Source organism: Klebsiella sp. S69, assembly GCF_016516145.1.
In the GTDB taxonomy this organism is placed as follows: domain Bacteria; phylum Pseudomonadota; class Gammaproteobacteria; order Enterobacterales; family Enterobacteriaceae; genus Klebsiella; species Klebsiella oxytoca.
Genome location: NZ_JACVUU010000038.1, coordinates 1 through 21859 on the forward strand (window position 1 = coordinate 1; position 21859 = coordinate 21859).

At 53.0% G+C, this 21859-nt stretch carries 20 protein-coding genes; 6 read left to right on the top strand and 14 right to left on the bottom strand.

The genetic code is table 11. The features are described 5' to 3' along the window. Positions 1-294: 294 nt before the first annotated feature. The 3 genes from IAE27_RS27825 to IAE27_RS27835 form a co-directional block, all read right to left on the bottom strand. A complete protein-coding gene (locus IAE27_RS27825) occupies positions 295-516 on the bottom strand; it encodes a membrane protein (protein ID WP_004106283.1) in 222 nt (73 codons plus the stop codon). 280 nt (positions 517-796) lie between these two features. Beyond that, entirely contained in the window at positions 797-3907 is a 3111-nt protein-coding gene (locus tag IAE27_RS27830; RefSeq protein ID WP_200093233.1) for an efflux RND transporter permease subunit, read from the bottom strand. Between the two features lie 13 nt (positions 3908-3920). Then, positions 3921-5060 carry an efflux RND transporter periplasmic adaptor subunit gene (locus IAE27_RS27835; protein WP_004115928.1) on the bottom strand — a complete coding sequence of 380 codons (1140 nt, stop codon included), beginning with the start codon at positions 5058-5060 and terminating at the stop codon, positions 3921-3923. A gap of 378 nt (positions 5061-5438) precedes the next feature. Between IAE27_RS27835 and envR the strand changes: the two genes are divergently transcribed. Next, positions 5439-6080: an acrEF/envCD operon transcriptional regulator gene (gene envR / locus IAE27_RS27840; RefSeq protein ID WP_154022661.1), complete on the top strand. Its 642-nt coding sequence runs from the start codon at positions 5439-5441 to the stop codon at positions 6078-6080. A 73-nt stretch (positions 6081-6153) separates the two neighbouring features. Here the strand turns inward: envR and fis are convergent, their stop codons facing one another. The 11 genes from fis to IAE27_RS27895 form a co-directional block, all read right to left on the bottom strand. Continuing rightward, on the bottom strand, positions 6154-6450 hold the full coding sequence (fis, locus tag IAE27_RS27845; protein ID WP_000462905.1) for a DNA-binding transcriptional regulator Fis: 297 nt from the start codon (positions 6448-6450) through the stop codon (positions 6154-6156). 24 nt (positions 6451-6474) lie between these two features. Next, positions 6475-7440: a tRNA dihydrouridine synthase DusB gene (dusB, locus tag IAE27_RS27850; protein WP_016808190.1), complete on the bottom strand. Its 966-nt coding sequence runs from the start codon at positions 7438-7440 to the stop codon at positions 6475-6477. A 328-nt stretch (positions 7441-7768) separates the two neighbouring features. Next, positions 7769-8509: a carbonic anhydrase gene (locus tag IAE27_RS27855; RefSeq protein ID WP_064343913.1), complete on the bottom strand. Its 741-nt coding sequence runs from the start codon at positions 8507-8509 to the stop codon at positions 7769-7771. 138 nt (positions 8510-8647) lie between these two features. Then, on the bottom strand, positions 8648-9529 hold the full coding sequence (gene prmA, locus IAE27_RS27860; RefSeq protein ID WP_004115921.1) for a 50S ribosomal protein L11 methyltransferase: 882 nt from the start codon (positions 9527-9529) through the stop codon (positions 8648-8650). Positions 9530-9540: 11 nt separating this feature from the next. Next, entirely contained in the window at positions 9541-10992 is a 1452-nt protein-coding gene (gene panF, locus IAE27_RS27865) for a sodium/pantothenate symporter (protein ID WP_004106270.1), read from the bottom strand. Continuing rightward, positions 10982-11224 carry a YhdT family protein gene (locus IAE27_RS27870; RefSeq protein WP_154022662.1) on the bottom strand — a complete coding sequence of 81 codons (243 nt, stop codon included), beginning with the start codon at positions 11222-11224 and terminating at the stop codon, positions 10982-10984. Before IAE27_RS27870 ends, panF begins: the two co-directional genes overlap by 11 nt. Before the next feature lie 110 nt (positions 11225-11334). Continuing rightward, positions 11335-12684, bottom strand: a complete 1350-nt coding sequence (gene accC / locus IAE27_RS27875; RefSeq protein ID WP_004106267.1) for an acetyl-CoA carboxylase biotin carboxylase subunit — start codon at positions 12682-12684, stop codon at positions 11335-11337. A 10-nt stretch (positions 12685-12694) separates the two neighbouring features. Continuing rightward, on the bottom strand, positions 12695-13168 hold the full coding sequence (accB, locus tag IAE27_RS27880) for an acetyl-CoA carboxylase biotin carboxyl carrier protein (RefSeq protein WP_004106265.1): 474 nt from the start codon (positions 13166-13168) through the stop codon (positions 12695-12697). A gap of 393 nt (positions 13169-13561) precedes the next feature. After that, entirely contained in the window at positions 13562-14161 is a 600-nt protein-coding gene (gene msrQ, locus IAE27_RS27885; protein ID WP_004106263.1) for a protein-methionine-sulfoxide reductase heme-binding subunit MsrQ, read from the bottom strand. Beyond that, positions 14161-15162: a protein-methionine-sulfoxide reductase catalytic subunit MsrP gene (gene msrP / locus IAE27_RS27890; protein WP_154022663.1), complete on the bottom strand. Its 1002-nt coding sequence runs from the start codon at positions 15160-15162 to the stop codon at positions 14161-14163. The genes msrQ and msrP overlap by 1 nt, the downstream gene beginning before the upstream one ends. Before the next feature lie 78 nt (positions 15163-15240). Then, the gene (locus IAE27_RS27895; protein WP_004106258.1) at positions 15241-16215 is read right to left on the bottom strand and encodes an MDR family oxidoreductase; all 975 of its coding nucleotides are present in this window, start codon (positions 16213-16215) and stop codon (positions 15241-15243) included. A 219-nt stretch (positions 16216-16434) separates the two neighbouring features. Here IAE27_RS27895 and csrD point away from each other — a divergent pair, with 219 nt between their 5' ends. The 5 genes from csrD to IAE27_RS27920 all read left to right on the top strand — a co-directional run bounded on the left by csrD (position 16435) and on the right by IAE27_RS27920 (position 21858). Then, complete coding sequence (gene csrD / locus IAE27_RS27900) at positions 16435-18375, top strand: RNase E specificity factor CsrD (RefSeq protein WP_154022664.1); 1941 nt, start codon at positions 16435-16437, stop codon at positions 18373-18375. Between the two features lie 305 nt (positions 18376-18680). After that, positions 18681-19724, top strand: a complete 1044-nt coding sequence (gene mreB, locus IAE27_RS27905; protein WP_002918653.1) for a rod shape-determining protein MreB — start codon at positions 18681-18683, stop codon at positions 19722-19724. Positions 19725-19794: 70 nt separating this feature from the next. Beyond that, positions 19795-20781 carry a rod shape-determining protein MreC gene (gene mreC / locus IAE27_RS27910; protein WP_004106252.1) on the top strand — a complete coding sequence of 329 codons (987 nt, stop codon included), beginning with the start codon at positions 19795-19797 and terminating at the stop codon, positions 20779-20781. After that, positions 20781-21269 carry a rod shape-determining protein MreD gene (gene mreD / locus IAE27_RS27915; RefSeq protein WP_004106250.1) on the top strand — a complete coding sequence of 163 codons (489 nt, stop codon included), beginning with the start codon at positions 20781-20783 and terminating at the stop codon, positions 21267-21269. The genes mreC and mreD overlap by 1 nt, the downstream gene beginning before the upstream one ends. 7 nt (positions 21270-21276) lie before the next feature. Next, a complete protein-coding gene (locus IAE27_RS27920) occupies positions 21277-21858 on the top strand; it encodes a Maf family protein (protein ID WP_154022665.1) in 582 nt (193 codons plus the stop codon). Position 21859: the final 1 nt, after the last annotated feature.

Consider the following 21859-nt stretch of genomic DNA (forward strand, 5'->3'; position numbering starts at 1 on the left):
AAACGCCGTAGCGCCGATGGTAGTGTGGGGTCTCCCCATGTGAGAGTAGGGCATTGCCAGGCATCAAACAAGTAAAAAGCCCATCCGTCAGGATGGGCTTTTTGCGTTTTCGCTCCTGCGTAAATATCCTTTTTCCTGGCTGGTAATGGCAATTTATCCGTTTGACGTTATCTGAGGGGAGGGGCTTTGCCCGGCTTTTAGTCGCGGGTGATACCGTTAAGCATCGCGGAACTTACCTTCGGGGAAGCGGTACCGGATAACCCTCCGGCACCTTTTATGGCAGAGAAGAAGGCGTTAACGGGTTAAGGCTACAATACCGAGCGTCAGGCCAGCTACCGCAGCTGCGCCGCCGGCAATCGCGCCAGCGGTTTCCCAGTTATCCTGAGTTGTTCCTTTCACACAAGTATTGGTATGGACGAGTCTACCTTCAGAGTCATAAACCGGTACGCACGGAGAGTCATGTGCACAGCCGGCAAGTAGCGTAGCCAGCAATGCCACTATAATAAATTTGTTCATGATGTTACCTCTAAATAATCCGCTTCGCTGTAGTGGCGAACCCACGTACATACGGAACAGCTTATTTTATCATCAGAAATATAGTTGGCCGCCAGAGTAAATAATCTCAATTTATGACTAACGTAAATATTATTAAGAAAGACAGATGATTATGAGTAAATAATGTGTATTGCGGAGCGAGGGGATGTTAAAGAATAATAAATGCATTTAATATCAGTGAGATAGATATTTATTTTCAGGCAAGAAAAAAGGCACCGGATGGGTGCCCTGGAAAGAATATTTAGCCTATGTGCCTGGTAAAGCGCCGCCTTACTACCACAAAGAAGACCGGGACAAAGAATATAGCCAGCAATGTTGCCGTCAACATTCCGCCCATAACTCCGGTACCTACTGCATTTTGAGCTCCGCTGCCTGCGCCATGGCTAATAACCAGAGGCAGAACACCTAGAATAAAAGCCAGGGAAGTCATCAGGATAGGACGTAGACGCATACGGGATGCTTCCAGTGTGGCTTCGATAATGCCCTTGCCTTCTTTATCCATCAGGTCTTTGGCAAACTCTACGATAAGAATCGCGTTTTTCGCAGAGAGGCCAATAGTGGTTAATAAACCTACCTGGAAATAAACGTCATTATTAAGCCCGCGTAACGACGCCGCGAGTAATGCTCCAACAACGCCTAATGGTACGACGAGCATGACAGAGAAGGGAATCGACCAGCTTTCATAAAGCGCCGCAAGACACAGAAAGACGACAATCAGCGAAATGGCATACAGGGCTGGCGCCTGATTACCCGATAAACGTTCTTGATAGGACATTCCCGTCCAGTCGTAACCAATACCGGCAGGAAGCTTGCTGGCTAGCTGTTCCATTAAAATCATCGCATCACCGGTACTTTTCCCCGGCGCCGCTTCCCCCAAAACTTCCATAGAGGGTAAACCATTGTAGCGCTCCAGGCGCGGTGAACCATAAACCCAGCGCGAGGTCACGAATGCGGAGAACGGGACCATCTCGCCGTTCGCGCTGCGAACGTACATATTATTGATATCGCTCGGCAGCATACGGAATTTAGCATCGGCCTGAACGTAGACTTTTTTCACGCGTCCATGGTCAATAAAGTCGTTAACGTAGTAGCCGCCTAGCGCCGCGGAAATGGTCTCATTGATATCGGATAGCGAAATACCCAGAGCCTGAGCTTTCTCCTGATCGACATCAAGCTTGAATTGCGGCGTGTCTTCGAGCCCGTTGGGGCGAACGCGTACCAGCTGGTCAGGGTATTCTCTCACCATACCCAGAAGTTGATTACGGGCCTGGGTTAATGCGCTATGGCCCAGGTTACCCTGATCGATAAGCTCAAAATCAAAACCGGTAGCCGTACCCAGCTCGATAATTGCCGGCAGGTTGAAAGGAAAGACCATAGCATCTTTAATCTGACTAAAGGCAACGGTAGCCCGTTTGATGATTGCCTCAACACCATTCTCTGCGCCGCTGCGCTCTTCCCATGGCTTCAGGCTGACAAACGCCATACCGGAGTTTTGGCCCTGACCGCTAAAGCTAAAGCCGTTAACGGTAAAGACGCTTTCAACGTTCGCCTTCTCTTTATGCAGATAGTAATCGGTAACCGTATCAAGAACCTTCTGCGTGCGTTCCTGCGTTGCGCCTGAAGGGAGCTGGATCATGGTCATAAATACCCCCTGATCCTCATCCGGCAAGAAAGAGGTGGGCAGGCGCATAAACAATACCGCCATACCCACAACGATTAGCAAATAGATGCTCAGATAGCGCCCGGTACAGCGCAGGATCCCACTCACGCTGTTGGTGTAGTGATTCACGCTACGATCGAATTTCGCATTAAACCAGCCAAAAAATCCTTTTTTCTCATGATGATCGGCTGATGCGGGTTTCAGTAAGGTGGCACAAAGCGCGGGGGTCAGGATCAGCGCCACCAGTACGGACAGCGCCATCGCGGAGACGATGGTGATAGAAAACTGCCGATAAATCGCCCCCGTAGAGCCGCCAAAGAAGGCCATCGGGACAAACACCGCCGATAGCACCATGGCAATACCCACCAATGCCCCCTGGATTTGCGACATCGATTTTTCCGTCGCCTCTTTTGGGGAGAGCTTCTCTTCTACCATCACGCGTTCGACGTTTTCCACTACCACGATAGCATCGTCGACCAGCAGGCCTATTGCCAGCACCATGCCAAACATCGTTAGCGTATTGATGGAGTAACCGAATGTTGCCAGCACGGCAAAGGTGCCAAGCAGAACGACCGGAACCGCGATAGTGGGGATCAGAGTAGCCCGGATATTCTGTAAGAACAGATACATCACAAGGAAGACGAGGATGATGGCTTCAAATAGCGTCTTCACCACCTCGTGGATAGAGATTTTCACAAACGGCGTGGTGTCGTAAGGATAGACGACCTTCATCCCCTGTGGGAAGTACGGCTGCAGTTCGGCAAGCTTCGCTTTTATCGCCGCGGCGGTATCAAGGGCATTAGCGCCGGTCGCAAGTTTAATTCCCAGGCCTGAAGCTGGCTTGCCATTGATTCTTGCGACGACGTTATAGTTTTCTCCGCCCAGTTCAATGCGTGCCACATCTTTCAGATGCACGACTGACCCGTCGGCGTTCACTCGCAGAGTTACTTTGCCAAATTCTGCGGGGTCCTTCAATCGCGTCTGGGCAATGATGGATGCATTTAGCTGCTGGCCTTTAAGGGCCGGAGTGCCGCCAAGCTGCCCTGCAGCAATCTGATCGTTTTGGATTTTAAGCTGGTTAATGACGTCAACAGGCGTCAAATTGTACTTATTCAGCAGGTTTCCATCCAGCCAGATGCGCATTGCATACTGTGCGCCGAAGAGCTGTACATCACCCACGCCGTTAAGGCGGCTGATGGTATCTTTGACGTTCGAGGCCACATAGTCAGAGATATCATCCTGAGTGGTGCTGGGGTTATCGGAGATGAAACCAGCGACCATTAAGAAGCTACTGCTTGATTTCTCGACGCTAATCCCCTGCTGCTGTACTTCCTGAGGCAGTAGCGGCGTTGCCAGCTGGAGTTTATTCTGTACCTGAACTTGCGCAATATCCGGATCCGTACCCGAGGTAAAGGTCAGCGTAATGGTCACGCCGCCGGCAGAATCGCTGGTTGAGGACATATACATCAGGTTATCAATACCGTTCATGTTCTGTTCGATAACCTGAGTCACCGTATCCTGTACGGTTTGGGCATCCGCGCCAGGGTAGGTGGCGGAGATAGCGACCGCAGGCGGTGCGATGGTCGGGTATTGTGCTATCGGGAGCTGCATAATCGCGAGGCCGCCGGCAATCATCATGATAATTGCCAGCACCCAGGCGAAAACCGGGCGATGGATAAAAAACTTAGACATAGGGATTCGTACCTTATTGCGCGACAGTCGTCGCGGTATCCTCTTCGGCCTTCACCGTGACGCCGGGACGCACTTTCTGCAGACCGCTGACAATGACCTTTTCACCGGCTTTCAGACCGCTCGTGATTAACCACTTATCGCCAATCGCCTGCGAGGCGGTGACTGGCCGCGTTTCAACCTGGTTTTTGTCATTGACGAGCATCACGCTGGCATCACCGCGCGGCGTACGGGTTACCCCCTGCTGAGGAACGAGAATAGCGTCTGGTGAAATACCTTCGTCGATGCGAGCGCGAACAAACATTCCTGGCAGCAGAGCATGCTGTGGGTTGGGGAAGATCGCGCGCAGCGTAATAGAGCCGGTGCTCTCATCTACCGTAACATCGGAGAACTGCAGGGTGCCCCGCAGCGCATAAGGTTGACCGTTTTCCATAATCAGCTGCACGCTTTTAGTTCCACTGCCCTGCTGCAGACTCTCCTGCTTCAGGCGCATGAAATCATTACTGGACTCGGTAACATCGACATAAATAGGATCGAGCTGCTGTACCGTCGCCATTGCATCAGCCTGACCATTTGTCACCAGTGCGCCTTCGGTTACGCTGGATTTGCCGATGCGACCGCCGATAGGTGAAGTCACTTTGGTGTACGCCAAATCAATGCGCGCGCTTTCAACGGCGGCTTTTGTTGCGATAACATCGGCATCCGCCTGGCGGGCCGTCGCTACTGCCTGATCGTATTCCTGTTGACTGATATATTTTGTGCCGAGAAGAGGCGCATAACGTTTGACCGTTAAATGGGCGATAGCCGCTGCGGCCTCTGCTTTCGCTTCATCACCCTTTGCGCTGTTATAAGCTGCCTGATAGGTCGCCGGATCGATTTGATAGAGAGACTGTCCAGCGGCGACATCGCTACCTTCGACAAAGTTACGATGCAGGATAATGCCGCTAACCTGCGGGCGAACTTCCGCTACGCGGTAAGCTGATGTCCGGCCAGGTAGCTCCGTGGTCACGGACAGCGGCGCGCTGTTCACCACATAAACGGAGACCTGAGGTATCTGCGCATGCGGTTGCCGATCGCCTGAATCATCACAGCCGCTGAGCAGGAGGGCCGGGATGATGAGGCTGGATAAAAGTGTAACCCTGACGTGACGTGTCATTGCTGTTCCTTATAGATTTTGAGCCAGGCTTGGCCACGAATCTGTGCAAGAAATAATGAATTAAAATGCGGTTTGGTATCCTACAAATAAAAAACGGTGGATGTAAGAAATAGTTATTTTTTAGCCATCAGCAAGGCACGCAAAAACAAAATATCGGTGATTATGTTTTGAGAATGATCTCAATTTAAAATTTGCTTACACTGATATTTAATCGGTGAATAAATTTCTTTTAATTATTCTTGTGGTGTATTTATTTGCATTTCACTTGAGATTTAACTTATCTGTATTTTTGCTAAACAATATTCATTGTCAGATGTTAGGTTTATACGTATTCACTTATTTCCCACACTCTTAATCTGGCGTAGAGCGGAGCACCGTATGCCTAGAAGAACGAAAGAAGATGCGTTAAAGACGCGGCAGCTTTTGATTGAGTCAGCCATTCAACAGTTTGCCCTACGCGGCGTGACCGGTACAACGTTAGCCGATATCGCTGATGCTGCTGGCGTGACGCGGGGAGCAGTCTACTGGCACTTTTCCAGCAAAGCGGAACTCTTTAATGAAATGTGGCAACAGCAGCTTCCGTTACGTGATCTGCTTAAACATGAATTTACCTCTTCACACGCTCAGGACCCGCTCAGCAGGCTACGAGAAAAATTTATTATCGGTCTGCAATATATCGCCATTAATCCCCGTCAACGTGCGCTAATGCAAATTCTGTATCAGAAGTGTGAGTTTTCCAGCGAGATGATATCCGAGGCTGAGATTCGCAAAAAAATTGGTTTTAGCTATCCCGTTATTCGCAGTGTTTTACAGCTCTGCATTCGTAACGGATTATTACCAGAGGAAACCAACATTGAAATTTCATTAATTGTATTACATAGCGCATTTGTCGGTATTATTAAAAACTGGCTCGTAGAGCCCGGAAAATTCGACCTGTATCATCAGGCTCCCGCTTTGGTTGATAATATTATGTCGGTCCTTTGCGGAACCCGCGGGCTACAGGCGATAGTCAATCATTAAAGCGGATGTAATAAAAAAGGCGCTTCCCCATGCCGAAGAGCGCCTTTTATATCAAACATTTAACTGATTAGTATCAGTTCATGCCGTATTTTTTCAGCTTTTTACGCAGAGTACCACGGTTGATGCCCATCATCAGGGCAGCACGGGTCTGGTTACCGCGGGTGTATTGCATCACCATGTCCAACAGGGGCTGTTCTACTTCAGCCAGTACCAGCTCATACAGGTCATTAACATCCTGACCGTTCAGTTGAGCAAAATAGTTCTTCAGTGCCTGTTTAACCGAGTCACGCAGGGGCTTTTGAGTTACCTGATCCTGAGAGTTAACGGTAGAAACGGTCAGTACGTCAGAATTTACGCGTTGTTCGAACATAGTTCTGTCAGCTCTTTATTTCTATTACGCAAAATTTTCGAAGTATGCCTCCAACGCCTCCAGCTGTTCGCTGGAATCTTCTATGGCGTTGAATGTGCGCCGAAACTGGTCATCTGGAGCGTGTTCCTGCAGATACCAGGATACGTGTTTGCGTGCGATTCGGTACCCTTTTGCGTGGCCGTAAAAGCCATGCAGTTCCCGAACGTGTGCACAAAGCAAGCGCTTAACCTCTGCCAGGGGCAGCGGGGGCAGCAGCTCTCCAGTGTCCAGATAGTGCTGGATTTCCCGAAAGATCCAGGGTCTTCCCTGAGCCGCACGGCCTATCATAAGGGCATCAGCCCCCGTATAGTCGAGCACGGCTCTGGCTTTAAGCGGGTCAGTAATGTCGCCATTCGCGATAACCGGAATGGAAACTTTCTGCTTAACTGCCCGAATACTGTCGTACTCAGCGTCTCCGTTAAACAAGCAGGCGCGGGTGCGTCCGTGAATAGTCAGAGCCTGAATGCCACATTCTTCAGCCAGTTGGGCAATTTCTACACAGTTACGGTGTTCCGGTTCCCAACCGGTGCGAATCTTGAGAGTTACGGGAACGTCCACTGCTTTGACGACCGCCGTCAGGATCGACTTCACCTGGTCGGGGTACTGCAAGAGGGCTGAACCTGCAAGCTTACGATTCACTTTTTTAGCCGGACATCCCATATTGATATCAATAATTTGGGCGCCGCTTTCCACGTTAATACGGGCGGCTGCAGCCATCTCTTCCGGCACGCTGCCGGCGATTTGCACGGTACGAATACCGGGCTCATCAACGTGCACCATCCGTAAGCGGGACTTGTCGCTCTCCCAGACCTGCGGGTTGGAGGACATCATCTCGGATACGGTCAACCCTGCTCCCATCTCGTAACACAGCGTCCGGAATGGTCTGTCAGTAATGCCAGCCATAGGCGCTGCGATAAGTCGATTTCTGAGCTGGTAGTGTCCGATGCGCATGAGTTAAGAAATGACCATACTGTGACTGCAAGGCGGCGTATATTACGCATTTTTTGCACGAGATGAAAGGCCAAACTTTGAGCAATCCACTGAGGTGGATCAAAGAATCGCCGTCCAGGTCGATACTCATGAATAATTAGCTTTATAAATCATTGCATTAAAAATATGTGATGAATTTATCTACACATATATTTTTGCATAACTTCTCATTTTTTCTTCCCGGCCCGGGGTGTGGACAAGATAATCTGCTGAATTAATCAGCAAATTATCTTGGCTTTATGTGAGTTAGCTCTCATTTCAGTACATGATCGTGAAGCGTATCTGATGTTTACTCAATGACGACGCGACCATTCAGCGGCTGCACCGGACGATTATTATCGTGATGCATGGTGTGGCTAAATTTTGCCAGCTGCGCGGCAGACAACGTTAGCGGATGCTTAAGGACAATCCAGGTTACCCCTTCAGAGCAGGGCGGAGTAGTCAGAGAGCCGCTGAATCGCCAGTATGTCTTGTCCGCAGGAAGCAGGGCGTTGAGGTCCATTTGCGTGCTGACCTTCGCATTCTGCTCCGCTTTTTCCGGCATAGTAGCCCACAGTTTGTTCAGCTCGCTATTTTCCGCCCCCTGGTCAAACATCACCGCTACGACAGTGATGGCCCCTTGAGCGTTGGTATGGACCAGGTGCATCTCCATCGCATAGTGCTTACCGTGAACGGTATTTTCGCTCGGGGCATGGAAATGGAACTGCTGAAGGGTAAATGGCGTACCGTCAATTGTAATGGTGTCCGCTGTGGTAGTTTTTAACCCGGCCTGAATGGTGTGACCATTGTTGATGAGCGTAATTGGGCCATCAATATAGTGGGTTTCCAACGGTGACAGGTGCGCTTTGAACGTGGTATCGATGTTGATGGGAGATTGGTTCATGCCGCTCTGGCAGGTTTTGTACTCTTCACTGAGCGCTCCCCAGTGCTCCGGCGAACCTTCGCCTTCATAGCCCCAATGGGAAGCAAAAACCGTAATGGGCATCATGCTTAACACCAACAATGCCGCCTTGCCTAAAGATGTTTTCATATAATTCGTCCAATGAATAAGATGATGATTTTATTGGTAACTACAATATGTTACCGCATCATCTTATTCTTATTGGGCGAATGATTTTGTACAGAAAACGCGAAAAGTTGTGGCCTGCGATGAGGCCACAAGGAGAGATTACTTTTTAATACCGGTAATCCGGCACCACTCCTCTTTCTCCACGACGGGATCGAGATTAAAGAGGTCGGCGTATGCCTCACAAACGCTTTCCGCCTGGCTGGCAAGGATGCCGGAAAGCCCCAGCAGACCGCCTGTAACCGGCAGCACGCTGATAAGCGGGGCTAGCTCGCGTAATGGGCCAGCCAGAATGTTTGCGACCACGACATCGGCTTTCATCGCCTCTGGCTGATCTTTAGGCAGATACAGTTCCAGGCGTTCAGAGACCCCGTTGCGCTCGGCGTTATCGCGGCTGGCCTGAATCGCCTGCGGATCGATATCAATACCAATCGCTTTCGCTGCGCCCAGCTTTAAGGCCGCAATGGCCAGAATGCCTGAGCCGCAGCCAAAATCGATGATCGTTTTGCCTGCGAGATCGAGTCCATCCAGCCATTCGAGGCACATTGCCGTTGTGGGATGCGTACCGGTACCAAACGCCAGGCCCGGATCGAGCATCACGTTAACGGCGTTTTCATCCGGCACATCCCGCCAGCTCGGGCAGATCCACAGGCGTTTACCGAAGCACATAGGGTGGAAGTTATCCATCCATTCGCGCTCCCAGTCTTTATCTTCCAGTTGTTCGATTTTATGCACGAAACCGGCGCCCAGCAGCGGATGCTGCTCCAGAATCGCGACCACTTCTTGCATGTCTGTTTCAGCGTCAAACAGGCCGATAACATCAGTATCGCCCCACAGACGGGTCTCGCCCGGCAGAGGTTCGAATACCGGCGTGTCGTGCGTATCCTGGAAAGTAATGGAAACGGAACCCGCTTCCATCAGTGCATCGCTCAGTTCTTCCGCGTTCGCGCCGGTAGTGTTCAGTTTCAGTTGGATCCATGGCATGGCAAAACTCTTTATTTATCAGTAGTCAATACGGCGGCTTGCGGGGCGGAGGTTCCGAAGCGGTTTCCGACCAGGAAAGCCAATAAACTTAACAGTAACGAGGGCACTATCGGATGGAAGCCCAGGTACTGAAGATTAAAAGTGGCGAGTATGGCATAGAGTACGCCGCCGACGATCATCGCGCTCAATGCGCCTTTCGCGTTCGCTCGTTCCCAGTACAGGCCCAGCACCAGCGGCCATAAGAACACGGCCTCCAGGCCGCCGAACGCCAGCAGGTTGAGCCAGATAATCATCTCAGGCGGACGCCAGGCTGCCAGCAGCAGTAAAGCGCCCAACAGCAGGGTGATCGTTGCCGACATCCGCTTCAACCGGGTTTCATTTGTTATCTGCTCGGGGCGCAGATTCAGATACAGATCTTTAATGATCGTAGCGGAACTTTGCAGCAGTTGAGCGTTGATCGTCGACATAATGGCGGCCATTGGCGCAGCGAGGAAGATCCCGGCGGCAAATGGCGGCAATACTTTCACCATGAGGGTAGGGATGACCAGATCCGGCACCGTCAGATCCGGGATCACCGCGCGGCCGAGCGCTCCGGCAAGGTGCATACCAAACATCAGGATCGCGACGACTACTGTGCCAATGATAATTCCCCGGTGAACCGCTTTGCTGTCTTTATAGGAGATGCAGCGAACGGCGGTGTGCGGAAGGCCAATCACCCCGAAGCAGACCAGCACCCAAAAAGAGGTCATAAAGGTGGGAGAAAGAATATCATCAGCACCCTGCGGAGAGACCAGCTTAGGATCGATAGTTTGCAGCGTTTCTACCGCATTATGTAGCCCGCCAGCCGCATGCACGACGCCAACCAGCAGAACAATCGTTCCTATCAGCATTACCATCCCCTGGAGGGTGTCATTGAGGACGCTGGCACGAAAACCGCCGAACGCGGTATAAAGTGCGATACTGACGCCAAAAATCAGCAGGCCGGTTTCGTAGGGGATGCCCGCCGCGGTTTCCAGCAGGCGCGCCCCGCCGATGAACTGCACCGTCATTGCCCCAACAAAAGCAACCAGTAGGCTCAGGCTCGCAAGCCAGACCAGCAGGCGGCTTTGATAGCGGGCAAAGAGCATATCGTTCAGCGTTACGGCATTATAACGTCGCGCCAGAATGGCGAATTTCTTACCCAAAATTCCCAGCGAGAGCCAGATAGCAGGAAGCTGGATCATCGCCAGCAGTACCCAGCCGAGACCATATTTATAGGCCGCGCCGGGGCCGCCTATAAACGAGCTTGCGCTGATATAGGTAGCCGTAAGCGTCATGGCTAATACAATGCCGCCCATCGAGCGGCTACCGAGGAAATACTCGTTCAGGAAGGAACCCGTTACGCGCTTACGCATCGCATAGATGGAGAGAGCAAACACCACCAGCAGGTAGGCGACAAGCGGCAGTATGACTTCAAGCTGCATCGTCATCCTCCAGAGGAATATCGCGATAAATCAGTTTTACCATTGCCCAGCACAGCAGGATAAACACCAGCGGTACCAGCAGGCAGGCCATTTCAAACCAGTGCGGCAGGCCGGTTATGCCAATACCGGCGCCCGGCAAATAGGCGGCAGCCAGCCAGGCCGCAAGATAAAGAAGGGTTAGCCACAGCGCCCAGCGCGCCTCTTTATGGGCCTGAACAAAACGTTTGTCCATTTTTTGTCCCTTGAGGATGAAGAAAGCGGGGATTGTACCGCATGGAAAAGCGGAGAGGAGAGAAAAAGAAAAAAGGCCGGATTATCCGGCCTTTTGCAGCAGTAAGAGAATTACTTCTCCTGCAATCCGAGTTTTTTCTCCAGATAGTGGATATTGGTGCCACCATTCTGGAAATGTTCGTCGTTCATGATGCGGATCTGCAGATCTACGTTGGTTTTGATGCCATCGATAATCAGCTCCTGCAGCGCATTTTTCATGCGGGCAATCGCGACATCACGGTTTTCACCATAGCAGATCAGCTTGCCGATCATTGAGTCATAGTACGGAGGTACGGTGTAGCCTGCGTAGATATGAGACTCCCAGCGTACGCCAAAACCGCCCGGCGCGTGGAAGCGGGTAATTTTACCCGGGCTCGGCAGGAAGGTGTTCGGGTCTTCGGCGTTGATACGGCATTCCACCGCATGGCCTTTAACCATAACTTCTTCCTGCTTGATGGACAGCGGCTGACCAGCAGCGATGCGCAGCTGTTCTTTAATCAGATCGACGCCGGTGATCATCTCGGTTACCGGGTGTTCTACCTGAATACGGGTGTTCATTTCGATGAAATAGAACTCGCCGTTTTCGAACAGGAACTCAAAAGTACCCGCCCCGCGATAGCCGATATCGACGCACGCTTTGGAGCAACGCTCGCCGATATAGCGACGCAGTTCCGGAGTAATGCCCGGCGCCGGTGCCTCTTCGACGACCTTCTGGTGACGACGCTGCATGGAGCAGTCGCGCTCAGCCAGATAGATAGCGTTGCCCTGACCGTCAGCCAGTACCTGGATCTCGATGTGGCGAGGATTCTCCAGGTATTTCTCCATATACACCATGTCGTTGTTAAAAGCGGCTTTTGCTTCCGCTTTGGTCATGGAGATGGATTGAGCCAGCTCAGCATCGCTGCGCACGACGCGCATACCGCGACCGCCGCCGCCGCCGGAGGCTTTGATAATCACCGGGTAGCCAATGCGTTTGGCATGGGCGCGGTTAACGTCCATATCTTCACCCAGCGGGCCGTCAGAGCCCGGTACGGTTGGAACGCCCGCTTTCTTCATTGCGGTAATGGCAGAGACTTTGTCGCCCATCAGGCGGATAGTGTCTGCTTTCGGACCGATAAAGATAAAGCCGGAACGCTCAACCTGCTCAGCGAAGTTAGCGTTTTCGGACAGAAAACCATAACCCGGGTGAATAGCCACCGCGCCGGTGATTTCAGCTGCGCTAATGATAGCCGGGATATTGAGGTAACTTTTTACGGACGGAGCCGGGCCAATACAGACCGTCTCATCCGCTAACAATACGTGTTTTAAATCGCGATCCGCCGTTGAGTGCACAGCAACGGTCTTGATGCCCAGTTCTTTACAGGCACGCAGGATACGCAATGCAATCTCGCCGCGGTTGGCGATAACAATTTTATCCAGCATGTTCGCCTCGTTATTCGATGACGACCAGTGGCTCGTCAAATTCTACCGGTTGACCACTTTCGACCAGAATGGCTTTCACCACGCCGGATTTATCGGCTTCGATCTGGTTCATCATTTTCATGGCTTCAACGATGCACAGGGTATCGCCCGCGTTAACTTTCTGACCGATTTCGATGAAGGCTTTCGCGTCCGGGCTCGGGGTGCGGTAGAAAGTACCAACCATTGGGGAACGTACGATGTGACCACTGATTTCCGCTGCCGCAGGGGCTTCCATTGCTGGAGTGGCCGCAGTTGCGACTGCGTTAGACAGAGCCGGCTGTTGCTGCATCATCGGTGCGGCATAAGCCTGTTGCATCACCGGGAAACCTGCGTTTGGCGCGGCACGGCTAATGCGTACCGACTCTTCGCCTTCAGAAATTTCCAGTTCGGAGATACCTGATTCTTCAACCAGCTCGATCAGTTTTTTAATCTTACGAATATCCATGAGTGGGTTCCGTACTCTTTGTTTAGTGTGATTGTGACAGGCGTGTTAGCACCGTCTGTAAAGCATATGAATTACTGCTGATTCATGACGCCGCCATTGGGCATAAGTCGACAGGTTACGCTCCGGCTGCCCGAAAGCAAAAAGCGAAACTTACCGGCCAACATGCGGCCATCTTCTGCCATTCTCGGGTAAAAAACAAAATATACCTTCGATACGCGATTGTCACCTTTTCGGGACTCAAAAAGCCCGTAAGGAAAACCAAAGTCGCACATTATAACGATTTCGTAGCATTTGGCAGCTAAATACTGGTCTTATCAGGGAAGATTATCAACCGCTATCGTGTAAAGTGGGGCGGTTGATAAAAGAACTGCGGGAAACTGCACATATCCGGAATCAGCGCCACCACTGGCGAAACTTCTTGTATCGCCATGCTAAAAGCAGCAGTGCCAGCAGCGCATAAATGATCGGCTGCGGGGATAAAATCTTCACCGACCACAGGTAGTGAATCGGCGCAAGGATCGCGACAACATAGACGAAGTTATGTAATGTTTGCCAACGGCGGCCTAATTTCCGCTGCATCGCCTGGGTGGAGGTCGCCGCCAGCGCCAGCAGAATCAGCCAGCTGAGTAAACCCAGCGTCAGGTAAGGCCTGCTGATAACTTCTGAACCCAAAAGCGCCAGATTGTTAATCCCGAGTTCGAGCAGCGTATAGCTGGTTAAATGCAGCGTAGCCCAGGCAAAGCACCATAAGCCAAGTAAGCGCCGGGTGCGTATCAATAACGGCTGTTTAGCGTAGCGCGCTAGCGGCGAAACAAGCAAGGTAGCCAGCAGGAATTTAAGAGCCATCCTACCGGTAAAGTGCTGAATATCCTTTGCCGGGTCGGCGCTGAAATAGCCCTGCTGCCCGGCCCAGAACAGCCAGACAACGGGCAAAAAGCCAGCCAGATGGAGAAGCACTTTCAGCCAGGTTATCTGCTTTACATTCAGGCGCACTAGTAGTTCTCCCGCAAATTCAGGCCCCGATAGAGCGACGCCACTTCTTCGGCATAGCCGTTGAACAGCAGCGTTGGCTGGCGTTTAACGTCGAGTACGCCGCCGGCGCCGATAAAACGCTCAGTCGCCTGCGACCAGCGGGGATGATCGACATGCGGATTAACGTTGGCGTAGAAGCCATACTCTTCGGGCCCGGCCAGATTCCAGGTGGTGGGCGGACGCTCACGGGTGAGCTCAATACTGACGATGGACTTAATCCCTTTGAAGCCGTACTTCCAGGGCACGGTGAGCCGAACCGGCGCACCGTTCTGCGGGGGCAGCGCCTTGCCATACACGCCCACGCTGAGCAGCGTCAGAGGATGCATTGCTTCATCGAGCCGCAGTCCTTCAACGTAGGGATACGCCAGACCGCCGCCGATAAAACGGTCCTTTTGACCCGGCATCTGCTCAGGAGCATAAAGCGTTTTAAATGCAACGTAGCGAGCATTGCTGGTGGGTTCGACCAGCGACAGCAGCTTATGGAGCGGGAAACCGACCCACGGAACCACCATCGACCAGGCTTCTACGCAGCGCATTCGATAAATTCGTTCTTCCAGCGGGAATCGGCTGGTCAGGTCGTCATGATCGAGCGTGAGCGGTTTTGCCACTTCGCCACCGATCGCCAGCGTCCAGGGATCGGTGCGCAGGCTGCCGGCATTCGCCGCCGGATCGGCTTTATCCAGACCGAACTCATAAAAGTTGTTGTAACCAGCAACTTTATCCTCCGGCGTGAGCGGCAGGTTATTTTGCCATTGCGCCGGTTTTTCGAACGTTAGCGCTTTGCCCGCCGGCGCCGGCGGGCGATCGTTGCCTTTAAACCAATCCAGCAGATCGGCTTGCGCGGAGGGGGTAAGGGAAAGGGCGGTCGCGCTGATGCCCAGCATTTTCAGGACCTGGCGACGTTGCAGCATAAAAACGGATTCTGCCGTAACGTCGGCTTCTGTCAGTTTTTTGGGTTTCATAGCATCCTCCGTCATGCGTTTTTTCTAAGCATGACGGAGGCGAGGCGTTATTGCGAATATGTCACGAAAAATTGCAGATTAGGCGATTTTAACCAGCGTGCGGCCCTGAATCTTATTGGTCATAATCTTTTCAGCAAACTCAGGGGCTTCGGCGAGGGTGATTTCGGTTGCGCTGTGCGCATAGAACGATTCCGGCAGATCGCGAACCAGCCTTTGCCAGGCTTCAGCCCGGCGGGCGGGCGGGGTCATCACCGAGTCAACGCCCTGCAGGCGTACATTGCGCAGAATAAACGGCATCACGGTGGTCGGCAGCGCAAATCCGCCAGCGAGGCCGCAGGCTGCAACGCAGCCGCCGTAGTTCATTTGCGCCAGTACTTTTGCCAGTACTTTATCGCCAACCGTGTCAACAGCGCCGGCCCACAGCTGCTTTTCCAGCGGGCGGGTTTCGGCGAACTCATCTCGGCCAAGGATGCGCTGCGCGCCGAGGGCTTTCAAATATTCATGGGTGCTTTCGCGCCCGGAAACCGCCGCTACCTTGTACCCCAGCTGATGCAGCAAAGCGACTGCGGTGCTGCCGACGCCGCCGCTGGCCCCGGTAACTACAATTTCGCCATCTTCAGGACGAATTCCGGCATCTTCCAGCGCCATCACGCACAGCATGGCGGTGAAGCCCGCGGTACCAATGGTCATGGCTTTACGCCCATTCAGCCCTTGAGGCATTGCTACCAGCCAGTCGCCTTTAACGCGAGCGCGTTCCGCCAGACCGCCCCAGTGGTTTTCGCCAACGCCCCATCCGGTGAGCAGCACCTGCTGGCCCGCATGAAAGCGAGGATCTTCGCTGCTGTGGACCGAACCGGCAAAATCGATGCCAGGAATCATCGGAAAGTTGCGGATGATTTTTCCTTTACCGGTGATCGCCAGCGCATCTTTATAGTTAAGGCTGGACCACTCGATATCCACTGTCACATCGCCCTGCGGCAGCTGGCTGGCGTCAATGGTTTGCACCGAAGAGAGAGTTTTGCCATCCTGCTGTTCTAAGATTAAAGCCTGCATGCGCCGGTCCTCGTAGGTTGGATGATTGGAAAAATTTTTCTGCAGACTATACTCGCTAACGGCATTATTACACCGATGTAACGCAATAAATTGCCAGATACGCCAGCTTTGGTAGTATGCGTCGCTCTTTAGAAAGTTAGTGCTTACTTTAGTTTAGGCGCCAGCACTGGAGCCCGGATGTTTATCGGGCACTCATTCACTCGCGGAGTTAACACAGGGATGCGATTAACGACGAAATTCTCAGCCTTTGTCACGTTACTCACCAGCCTGACTATCTTTGTCACGCTGATTGGCGCTTCGCTGAGTTTTTATAACGGTATTCAGATAAAAATGACCAACCGCGTTCAGGCGGTGGCGACGATGCTGGATAACCGCCTGGTCTCTATATCTTTTGACCAGTTAGAACCGCAGATGGATGAGCTGATGACGCCGGTCGAAGTCGTGCACGTTGATTTTCAGCTTAATGGCAAATCGGTCTATAGCCATTCCCGCAACGATAACTATCGTCCGTTAGGCAGCAGCAATCAGTTCCGTAGTATCACCGTGCCGTCGCTCAAGCACCCGGGCATGGTTATCCATCTGGTTTATCTGGATCCGATGGCCAATTATTTCCGCTCGCTGCACGTTACCGCGCCGCTTTCCATCGCCATTGGTTTCATGGTGCTGATTATCTTTTTTTCCGTGCGCTGGATCCGTCGTCAGCTGGCGGGCCAGGAGCTACTGGAGCTTCGCTCTGTGCGTATTCTTAACGGCGAACGCGGCCCGCAGGTGCGCGGGTCGGTACATGAATGGCCAGTCAACACCAGCAGTGCGTTAGATACGCTGCTATCAGAACTGCAGTTTGCCAGCGATCAGCGAAGCCGCATGGATACCCTGATTCGTTCTTACGTTGCGCAGGATTCAAAAACCGGGCTAAGTAACCGATTGTTCTTTGATAATCAGCTGTCGACGCTGCTTGAAGATCAGGAGAAGGTGGGGTCGTACGGTATTGTTATGATGATCCGCCTGCCGGATTTCGACCTGCTGCGCGATAACTGGGGGCGTACAGCGACTGAAGAGCATTACTTTACGCTGATCAACATGCTTTCCACCTTTATTATGCGTTATCCCGGCGCGCTGCTGGCCCGCTATCACCGAAGCGATTTTGCCGTTCTGCTCCCTCATCGCACGTTAAAAGAGGCGGATAGCATCGCCGGATTGCTATTGAAGGCTATGGATGCCCTGCCGCCAACGCGAATTCTCGATCGTGACGACATGATGCATATCGGGATCTGCGCCTTCCGTAGCGGACAAACGGCAGCCCAGGTGATGGAGCATGCGGAAGCGGCAACGCGCAATGCGGTATTGCAGGGTAGCAACAGCTGGGCCGTCTACGATGACTCTCTCCCGGAAAAGGGGCGCGGCAACGTCCGCTGGCGCACGCTTATCGAGCAAATGCTCAGCCGCGGCGGACCGCGTCTCTACCAGAAACCTGCCGTAACGCGTGACGGTCGCGTACACCACCGCGAGCTAATGTGTCGTCTTTACGATGGCAAGGAAGAAGTTATCGCGGCGGAATATATGCCGATGGTACTGCAGTTCGGGCTGGCGGAAGAGTATGACCGCCTGCAAGTCACCCGGTTGCTGCCGTTTTTAGGCTTCTGGCCGGAAGAAAATCTCGCGCTACAGGTGACGGTTGAGTCATTAATTCGCCCCCGATTCCAGCGCTGGCTGCGCGATACTTTGATGCAATGCGAAAAATCGCAACGTCGGCGTATTATTTTTGAACTTGCAGAGGCGGATGTTTGTCAATATATCGGCCGCCTGCAGCCGGTTATGCGGTTGGTTAATGCTTTAGGTGTTCGAGTTGCCGTAGTTCAGGCTGGTCTGACGCTGGTTGGAACCAGCTGGATTAAGCAGCTCGACGTTGAGGTTATCAAGCTGCATTCGGGGTTATCGCGCAATATAGAAAAACGCAGTGAGAATCAGCTGCTGGTGCAGAGTCTGGTTGAAGCCTGTAAGGGAATGCCGGTTCAGGTTTTCGCAACCGGCGTGCTCAGCCGTAGCGAGTGGCAGGTGCTGTCTCAATGCGGTGTCACCGGCGGTCAGGGGGAATTTTTTGCCGCCTCACAGCCACTTGACACAAATGTGAAAAAATATTCGCAAAGATACTCTGTTTGATCTGCCGTTTAGCGTGATTTCACGTAGAATAATGCGCGCCATAGTGATGGGGGTGTGCTTGTCTACCTGCCGGATTGTCGCAATGTAAATGCCAGTGAATGACCTTTGACAGGTTGCAGATTCAAGCGCGGAGCGCTGCTGAAGATTTCGGCATCGGACGGACTCAGTCAAATTTGTAACAAAGGTAACGAACTGCACTAATTTTCACCGCAGCAGATGATTTTTGCGCCTTGTCGCTGCTGCGCGTGGTTGGTAAAGTAAGCGGATTTTGTTTTCCGCCCCAGCTTTCAGGATTATCCCTTAGTATGTTAAAAAAATTTCGTGGCATGTTTTCCAATGACCTGTCCATTGACCTGGGTACCGCGAATACCCTGATTTATGTAAAAGGACAAGGCATCGTATTGAATGAGCCTTCCGTGGTGGCCATTCGTCAGGATCGTGCCGGATCGCCGAAAAGCGTCGCAGCGGTGGGTCATGAAGCGAAGCAGATGCTTGGGCGTACACCGGGCAACATTGCAGCTATTCGCCCAATGAAAGACGGCGTTATTGCCGACTTCTTCGTTACCGAAAAAATGCTTCAGCACTTTATTAAACAGGTGCACAGCAACAGCTTTATGCGTCCGAGCCCGCGCGTGCTGGTGTGCGTGCCGGTTGGCGCGACTCAGGTTGAACGTCGCGCGATTCGTGAATCCGCACAGGGTGCTGGCGCCCGTGAAGTTTTCCTGATTGAAGAGCCGATGGCGGCTGCGATCGGCGCAGGCCTGCCGGTCTCCGAGGCAACCGGTTCGATGGTTGTGGATATCGGTGGCGGGACGACTGAAGTGGCGGTCATCTCCCTGAACGGCGTGGTCTACTCCTCTTCCGTACGTATCGGCGGCGACCGTTTTGACGAAGCGGTGATTAATTATGTGCGTCGTAACTATGGCTCCCTGATCGGCGAAGCGACCGCAGAACGTATCAAACACGAGATCGGTTCCGCTTATCCGGGTGATGAAGTTCGCGAAATCGAAGTTCGCGGGCGCAACCTTGCTGAAGGCGTACCACGCGGCTTTACGCTGAATTCCAATGAAATCCTCGAAGCGCTGCAGGAGCCGCTGACCGGCATCGTTAGCGCGGTGATGGTCGCGCTGGAGCAGTGCCCGCCGGAACTGGCTTCCGATATCTCCGAACGCGGTATGGTTCTGACCGGCGGCGGCGCGCTGCTGCGCAACCTTGACCGCCTGTTAATGGAAGAGACAGGAATTCCTGTCGTAGTTGCAGAAGATCCACTGACCTGCGTCGCTCGTGGCGGCGGCAAGGCACTGGAAATGATCGATATGCACGGCGGCGACTTGTTCAGCGAAGAGTAGTCAGCCTGAGATCCGGGTAGCTGGCTTACGGCTGCCCCGGTCTTAACTGACACGAGAATACGCATAGCCTATGAAGCCAATTTTTAGCCGTGGCCCGTCGCTACAGATTCGCCTTATTCTGGCGGTTTTGGTGGCGCTTGGCGTGATAATCGCCGACAGCCGCCTGGGTACGTTCAGCCAGATTCGAACGTACATGGATACTGCCGTCAGCCCTTTCTACTTTGTCTCTAATGGTCCCCGGGAACTGCTGGATAGCGTTTCGCAAACGCTGGCCACCCGCGACCAGCTCGAACTGGAAAACCGCGCGCTGCGCCAGGAACTGCTGTTAAAAAACAGCGATCTATTGATGCTGGGTCAGTATAAACAGGAGAACGCGCGTCTGCGCGAGCTGCTGGGCTCTCCGCTGCGTCAGGACGAGCAAAAAATGGTGACCCAGGTCATCTCAACGGTTAACGACCCATACAGCGATCAGGTTGTTATCGATAAAGGCAGCGTTAACGGCGTATATGAAGGTCAGCCGGTCATCAGCGATAAAGGCGTCGTCGGCCAGGTGGTCGCGGTGGCGAAGCTGACCAGCCGCGTGCTGCTGATTTGCGATGCCACTCATGCGTTACCGATTCAGGTGCTGCGTAACGATATTCGCGTGATTGCGGCAGGCAACGGTTGTACTGACGATCTGCAGCTGGAACATCTGCCGGCCAATACTGATATTCGCGTCGGCGACGTCCTTGTGACTTCGGGGCTCGGCGGCCGCTTCCCGGAAGGGTATCCGGTGGGCGTGGTCTCTTCCGTTAAGCTGGATACGCAGCGCGCGTACACGGTGATTCAGGCCCGTCCGACAGCCGGTCTGCAGCGCTTGCGCTATCTGCTGCTGCTGTGGGGCGCCGATCGCAACGGAGCTAATCCCATGACGCCGGAAGAGGTTCATCGCGTAGCGAACGAGCGCCTGATGCAGATGATGCCGCAGGTTCTGCCTGCGCCGGATGCGATGGGGCCGCAGATGCCGGCGCCAGCAACCGGTATGCCACAGCAGCCTCTGCCTGCAGGGGGGCAATAGTGGCAAGCTACCGTAGCCAGGGACGCTGGGTTATCTGGCTCTCGTTCCTTATTGCACTCTTGTTGCAGATTATGCCCTGGCCGGCGGACATTAGCGTTTACCGGCCAAACTGGGTATTTCTCATCCTGTTGTACTGGATTCTTGCGTTGCCCCATCGGGTTAACGTCGGCACAGGCTTTGTGATGGGCGCAATCCTCGATCTCATTAGCGGTTCGACGCTTGGCGTTCGCGCACTATCATTAAGTATTGTGGCTTATCTGGTTGCGCTGAAATATCAGCTGTTCCGCAATCTGGCGCTCTGGCAACAGGCGCTGGTGGTAGTCATGTTATCCCTCGCCGTGGATATCATTGTTTTCTGGGCAGAGTTTTTAGTGATCAACGTCTCTTTCCGCCCGGAAGTGTTCTGGAGTAGTGTAGTAAACGGTGTGCTCTGGCCATGGATTTTCCTGCTAATGCGTAAAGTGCGTCAGCAGTTTGCGGTGCAATAAGGTTGATATGACGACTCTGTATCTGGCTTCAGGCTCTCCCCGTCGGCAGGAACTGCTGACTCAGCTCGGTCTCTCTTTTGAACGCGTGATTCCCGGTATTGAGGAACAGCGCCGTCCCCAGGAGAGCGCGCAGCAGTATGTTGTACGTCTGGCGCGTGAGAAGGCTCAGGCTGGAGTGGCGTTAGCGCCGCTTGATCTCCCCGTACTGGGAGCGGATACCATTGTCATCCTTAATGGTGAAGTGCTGGAGAAGCCGCGCGATGCCGGCCACGCCGCCGAAATGCTGCGTGTGCTTTCCGGGAAAACCCATCAGGTGATGACCGCCGTGGCCCTGGCCGATAAGCAGCAGACGTTGGATTGCCTGGTGGTCACGGAGGTCACTTTCCGTGTGCTCTCAGTACAGGATATCGCCGATTATGTTGCCAGCGGCGAACCTTTAGATAAAGCAGGTGCATACGGTATTCAGGGGTTGGGTGGCTGTTTTGTCAGGAAGATAAATGGCAGCTATCACGCCGTAGTGGGCTTACCGCTGGTGGAAACGTATGAGTTGCTGAGTAACTTTAACTCACTGCGTGAAGAAAAGGGATAAA